This window comes from Pantoea sp. E956-1 (genome assembly GCF_982223955.1).
Window position 1 is genome coordinate 1 of sequence record NZ_CEUYZP010000134.1, and the last position, 255, is coordinate 255.

1 rRNA gene is annotated in these 255 nt (G+C 54.1%); it reads right to left on the minus strand.

Features of this window, described 5'->3' with window-relative positions:
* Window positions 1-255, minus strand: a 23S ribosomal RNA gene (locus tag AC0T7J_RS25630); the annotation flags it as partial.

Genomic DNA, 255 nt, shown 5'->3' on the forward strand with positions numbered 1-255 from the left:
CTGACCACCTGTGTCGGTTTGGGGTACGATTCTGTGTTACCTGATGCTTAGAGGCTTTTCCTGGAAGCTGGGCATTTATCACTTCAGCACCGTAGTGCCTCGTCGTCACGCCTCAGCGTTGATAAGCATCCGGATTTACCTGGACGCTCCGCCTACACGCTTAAACCGGGACAACCGTCGCCCGGCTGATATAGCCTTCTCCGTCCCCCCTTCGCAGTAACACCGAGTACAGGAATATTAACCTGTTTCCCATCG